Origin of the sequence: Serratia sp. (in: enterobacteria), assembly GCF_046715635.1 — a bacterium.
Lineage (GTDB): Bacteria > Pseudomonadota > Gammaproteobacteria > Enterobacterales > Enterobacteriaceae > Chania.
Genome location: NZ_JBKJYW010000185.1, coordinates 1 through 5,804, shown reverse-complemented (window position 1 = coordinate 5,804; position 5,804 = coordinate 1). Strand labels below are relative to the sequence as shown.

The 5,804-nt window shown below is 54.7% G+C and carries 4 protein-coding genes and 2 pseudogenes; 2 read left to right on the top strand and 4 right to left on the bottom strand.

Going from position 1 to position 5,804, the window contains the following annotated elements; all coding sequences use genetic code 11:
- A pseudogene (locus ACLQ7H_RS09115) lies at nt 1-172 on the bottom strand (tRNA 2-thiocytidine(32) synthetase TtcA); the annotation flags it as partial.
- Nucleotides 173-355: 183 nt separating this feature from the next.
- Complete coding sequence (gene nifJ, locus ACLQ7H_RS09110) at nt 356-3,889, bottom strand: pyruvate:ferredoxin (flavodoxin) oxidoreductase (RefSeq protein WP_411752382.1); 3,534 nt, start codon at nt 3,887-3,889, stop codon at nt 356-358.
- Nucleotides 3,890-4,139: 250 nt separating this feature from the next.
- Between nifJ and ACLQ7H_RS09105 the strand changes: the two genes are divergently transcribed.
- Both ACLQ7H_RS09105 and ACLQ7H_RS09100 read left to right on the top strand, forming a co-directional pair.
- Entirely contained in the window at nt 4,140-4,472 is a 333-nt protein-coding gene (locus ACLQ7H_RS09105) for an SMR family transporter (protein ID WP_411752381.1), read from the top strand.
- A gap of 246 nt (nt 4,473-4,718) precedes the next feature.
- On the top strand, nt 4,719-4,976 hold the full coding sequence (locus tag ACLQ7H_RS09100; protein ID WP_071683445.1) for a DUF333 domain-containing protein: 258 nt from the start codon (nt 4,719-4,721) through the stop codon (nt 4,974-4,976).
- 108 nt (nt 4,977-5,084) lie between these two features.
- Here ACLQ7H_RS09100 and hslJ read toward each other — a convergent pair whose 3' ends face one another.
- Together hslJ and ACLQ7H_RS09090 are read right to left on the bottom strand one after the other, a co-directional pair.
- On the bottom strand, nt 5,085-5,516 hold the full coding sequence (gene hslJ, locus ACLQ7H_RS09095; RefSeq protein WP_411752380.1) for a heat shock protein HslJ: 432 nt from the start codon (nt 5,514-5,516) through the stop codon (nt 5,085-5,087).
- 61 nt (nt 5,517-5,577) lie between these two features.
- Nucleotides 5,578-5,804: pseudogene (locus ACLQ7H_RS09090) on the bottom strand (2-hydroxyacid dehydrogenase); the annotation flags it as partial.

The window sequence follows — 5,804 nt, the reverse complement described above, 5'->3', positions numbered from 1 at the left end:
TCTCCAGCATGGTGTAGCTGTCTTTCCCGCCGGACAGGCAAACCATGATGCGATCGCCTTCCTCAATCATGTTGTAGGCGGCGATAGCTTCACCCACGTTGCGGCGCAGGCGTTTTTGCAGTTTGTTCAGGTTGTACTGCTCTTTTTGGCTAATTGTTTGATTTTCTGACATTTAAATCGTGCTCGTTCTCATTTGGGTGCGCTACGGCGGTATGACACTTTTAGCGGGCAAGTTTAGCATTCTCTGGGAGGATTTGGTCATTATTCGTTTGAGCTGTGGTATGTCAGGCAAAGGTTCAAAGCCATTCAAGGATAGATAGCAGAAAAAGGGCGCGAAATCGCGCCCTCAACAGAGTTACTCCGAACCTGCCTTCTCCGACTTGCCAGCCAGCAGGCTAAGGAAGTCGTATTTCTCCTTCAGTTCTTTTTCTGCTGCCTCATACAGCGCGGCGGCAACCTCAGGCTGCTGCGTGTTGAGGCGGCGGAAACGCTGTTCCTTGTTCAATGTCGCCGTCAGCTCACTGTTCGGTGGTCGGGAGTCCAGCGCCAATGCGGCTTTGCCTTCCGCAGTACGACGTGGATCGAAGCGATAAAGCGGCCAGAAGCCGGTTGCGGTTAGCTGCCGCATCTGGTCGTGGCTCAGTGCCAGATCGTAACCGTGTTCCTCACAAGGGCTATAGGCGATGATCAGGGAAGGGCCAGGATAGGCTTCTGCTTCCTGAATCGCTTTCACCGTCTGGTTAAGCTGCGCACCCAACGAGATCTGCGCAACATACACATGGCCGTACATCATCATGCTGACGCCAAGATCCTTACGGGCCTTGCGCTTGCCGTGCTCACCAAACTTGGTCACGGCCCCCAGCGGAGTGGCCTTGGATTGCTGCCCGCCGGTATTGGAGTAGCACTGCGTATCCAGCACCAGCACATTGACGTTTTCCGTCAGGCTTAGCACATGATCCAGACCGCCGAAGCCGATATCGTAGGCCCAGCCGTCTCCGCCGATCAGCCAGATGGACTTATCCACCAGATAATCGGCATCGGTAGCCAACTGACGAGCGTCGTTGCCAGCTACGTTAGCCAGCAGGCTACGTAATTCGGCAATCTGCTCGCGGCGTGGGCCGGTGGCAATTTCGTCTGCCTGCAGTGAGGCCACCAACTGGGCAGGTAACTGCGGTGCCAACGCGTCGAGCAGGCGTAATACGCGGCGGCGGTGCTGATCCACCGTCAGGCGGAAGCCCAGACCAAACTCGGCATTATCCTCAAACAGCGAGTTTGCCCAGGCTGGCCCACGGCCCTCTGCATTGGTAGTGTAAGGCGTGGTGGGTAGGTTACCGCCATAGATCGAAGAACAGCCGGTGGCGTTGGCAATCAGTAACCGGTCGCCATACAGCTGGGTCAGCAGCTTGATATACGGCGTTTCGCCACAGCCGGAACAGGCGCCCGAATATTCAAACAGCGGAGAGATCAGCTGCGAGGTGCGGATATCAATACGTTCCAACTGCGAAGCGTCGATCTCAGGCAGTTGCAGGAAGAAGTCGTAATGGGCTTTTTCCTCAGCCAGATGATCAAGACGGGATGCCATATTGATCGCCTTGATTTCCGGGTTCTGGCGATCTTTCGCCGGGCAAACCTCTACGCACAGGTTGCAGCCGGTGCAATCTTCAGGGGCGACCTGCAATACGTATTTCTGGCCGCGCATATCACGGGATTTTACATCCAGCGATTGCAGCGTGGCAGGGGCATACTCCATGGCTTGCGGTGGAACCACTTTGGCACGAATGGCAGAATGCGGGCAGGCGGCGACGCAGTGATTGCACTGGGTACACAGGTCCGGCTGCCAGATCGGCACTTCTTCGGCGATATTACGTTTTTCCCACTGCGTGGTGCCCACAGGCCAGGTGCCGTCCGGTGGGAATGCAGAAACCGGCAGGGTATCGCCCAGCCCGGCCAGCATCACGGCGGTAACGGTTTTGACAAAATACGGCGCGGCGTCGGAAACCACCGGTGGGCGTATCGGGCTGTTGCTGTCTAGTGGGCGTAACGGGATTTCCGTCAGCTCACTCAGCGTGGCGCCCAAGGCCTGCCAGTTACGTTCGACCACTTCTTGGCCCTTGTTGCTGTAGCTGCGGGCAATAGCTCCCTGTAGCTCCTGCAACGCCACATCACCCGGCAGGATCTGTGTCAGATGGAAGAAGGCCATCTGCATCACGGTATTGATGCGGGCACCCAAATGGCATTCGCGTGCCAGCTTGGCAGCATTGATGATGTAAAGCTTTGCCCGGCGCTGATGCAGGATCGCCTGGACTTCCTGCGGCAGGCGTGACCAGACTTCATCCGCGCTATAAGGGGTGTTGAGCAGGAAAATGCCGCCAGGTTTGAGCCGCTCCACCATTTGATACTTGTCGATAAATTGCCACTGGTGGCAACCGACAAAGTCGGCGCGGTCGATCAGGTACGCCGAATTGATCGGCTTATCGCTAACCCGCAGGTGTGACACGGTCAGGCCACCGGCCTTTTTCGAGTCGTAGACAAAGTAGCCTTGGGCAAACATCGGCGTGCTGTTGCCGATGATTTTGATGTTGTTCTTGGTGGCAGAAACTGAGCCATCGCTACCCAAACCATAGAACAGCGCCTCCAGCGAGTCCCGCTGAGGGAGCGTTTCTTCGAGGAGCGGTAGTGAAAGACCGGTAATATCGTCGAAAATACCCACGGTAAAGCGTGGGCGGGGCTTATCCAGCATCAACTCGCGGAAAATGGCCAGCGCACAGTCCGGGCCAAACTCCTTGGAAGACAGCCCATAGCGCCCGCCAATCACCATCGGCATGCTGGCGCGTTCACCACGGCTAAAGGCTTCTGCCAGCGCGGTCATCACATCCAGATATAAAGGCTCGGCCAGAGCACCCGGCTCTTTGGTGCGGTCAAGCACCGCTATTTTTTGTGCGCTTTCCGGCAGTACGGCGAGCAGATGCTTGGCGGAGAAGGGGCGATAAAGCCGGACTTTAAGAACGCCCACTTTTTCACCGCGAGTCAGCAGGTGGTCGATCGCTTCTTCACAGGTGCCGATGGCAGACCCCATCAGGATCACCACGCGTTCGGCCTGCGGATGGCCGTAATACTCAAATGGCTGATAGCTGCGGCCGGTGATGGCAGCAAACTTGTCCATCGCCTGCTGCACATGCGGGTAAGTATTGTCGTACCACGGATTGGTCGCTTCCCGCGATTGGAAGTAAGTATCCGGGTTGGCCGACGTGCCGCGTATTACTGGATGATCCGGCGTGAGAGCCCGGCTACGGTGGGCGTCGATGGCGTCCTGCGGCATCATCTGCTGTAGCGTTTCGTCGCTCAGCGGGGCGATCTTGTTGATTTCATGCGAGGTGCGGAAACCATCGAAGAAATGGATGAACGGCAGGCGGCTGTTTAGCGTGGCCGTCTGGGCGATCAACGCGAAATCCTGCGCTTCTTGCACGTTACTGGCGCACAGCATCGCGCAACCGGTCTGGCGTACGGCCATCACGTCGGAGTGATCGCCAAAGATGGATAATGCATGAGTTGCGACGGTGCGAGCGGCAACGTGCAGGACAAATGGCGTCAGCTCCCCGGCCAGCTTATACAGCGAAGGGATCATCAACAGCAATCCCTGGGACGAGGTGAAGGAGGTGGAAAGCGCGCCGGTTTGCAACGCACCGTGCACGGTAGCAATGGCTCCGCCTTCGGACTGCATTTCCACCACGTTGGGTACGTCGCCCCAAATGTTTTTCCTGCCGTCACTGGACCAGGCAGCGGTTTGTTCCGCCATGGTCGAACTCGGGGTAATTGGGTAAATGGCAATCACTTCACTGGTGCGATAAGCCACGGAAGCGACAGCGTTATTACCATCTGTAGTAATCATCTGCAGTACCTTTCTGTGCTCACAAAGCTGCAAAAGTCAGCTTCTTATAATCATCAGTAAAGTCTAACAGAGGGGGTTATTTGTGCTTTATCGCATTTGTGTGGCGCACAAAATCTGGATGTAAGGTGATATTTCGTTAAAAAATAATTACTATTTGCAGCGTAATGGTAAAGCGTTGCCGCGATGTAACGCTAATTTAATCTCCGCGTATCATATTGATGTGACGCGAAACAGAAAGAAGAAGTTGAAAATGACCGCATTTATCTATTTAGCCATGGCGATTATCGCCGAAGTGATCGCCACCACCTTGCTGAAAGCCTCTGAAGGGTTTACCCGCTTGTGGCCATCGGTGTTTGTAGTGTTGGGCTACGCGATAGCATTTTGGGGGCTTTCGATGGTGGTAAAAACCATGCCGCTGGGGATTGTCTATGCCATCTGGTCCGGGTTGGGGATCGTGCTGGTGTCTATTGCCGCGGTGTTTATTTACCAGCAGAAGCTGGATTTGCCTGCGGTGATTGGTATGGGGCTGATTATTGCCGGGGTGTTGGTAATTAATCTGCTGTCCAAGTCGGCAGGGCACTGATCGGGAGCAAAATGCTTTCAGGTCAAAAAAAAGCCAAATTAATGGCTAATCATATTTCTATTATTAAGCTAACAAGCTAGATTACTAAAGTTGTCTTTCCGGTTACCGCTTGTTGATGAATAGGCGGCAACGTGAAGCTCAACGGGTGGACATCAAAGATAACCAAACGGGCCCATCGTTCCAGTGGCTCGGGTTATCAGCAATGGCAAAATGACACAGCATCGTTTCGGTTCAGGGGTACGAATAATGATCACAGCAAAATGGCTGCTTGCCGGCGCCATACTCTCTTTGGCTGCCTGCAGCAGCAATAATAACCAAGAACCACAGCAGATCGCTACCAGTGCCAATATTGGTGCGATACCTACCAGCGAAAGCTGTGCCAGCGTCGGAGGGGTAACCACCATTGCCCATTCGCTCAACGGCGATACGCTCAGAATGTGTCAGATGCCGAACGGCAAGCAGTGCGAAGAGTCGGCGCTGGGCCGTGGAGCCTGTTCCCGGTAAGTCCATTTTATCCTGGACGCAACGTGCTATAGGTTGACAACCGTTGTTACCTACATCACCGTTCCAGCTCCCTCTCCCTTTGGGAGAGGGTTGGGGTGAGGGGGAAAATTAATTGACCCAGTCTTTCAGGGTATACACCAGTTGGTGATCGCTGCCGCTCAGGGTCAACTGTTGGCCGTTAAGCGAGACTTTTGCACCGTTAGCCAGCAGCGTGCCGATGGTTTGATCCCATTGGTTACGAAGTGGATCCGCGCACATCATGCGGGTAGTGGCGAGGTTTTTCACCGTCAGCACGCCGTTGTCTAACTGGCCCTGGCCGAAGAAACGGTTGCACATAGACCCGGAAATATTCATTTTCTCGCCGAACTCGATGCTCGGGCCGCTGCCTTGTTTTGCCTCAACCGCCACACCATCCACGCTTTGTAAAACAAAGTTATGATGCAGCAAATCGCTTTCTACTACGGTTTGTTGTTGGGTTTCAGCGGTACTACAGCCAGCCAATAGCGCGCAGGCCATGGCTAAAGGGATGAGTTTTTTCATTATTGTGAACCTGTTTAGGTTTTGTCGGAAGAATTAGGGGCGCTAAGCGCGCCCCAAAGCATCAGGCATTAAGCTGATTAGGGCAGGCTTCACCCCGCGCCAGCTGTTCAATATTTTTCAACGTGGTTTGCGAGATACTGGTCAACGCCTCCTCCGTCAGAAACGCCTGGTGGCCGGTAAACAGCACGTTATGGCAGGCGGACAGGCGGCGGAAAACGTCGTCCTGGATCACGTCGTTGGATTTGTCTTCAAAGAACAGGTCGCGTTCGTTCTCGTATACGTCCATCC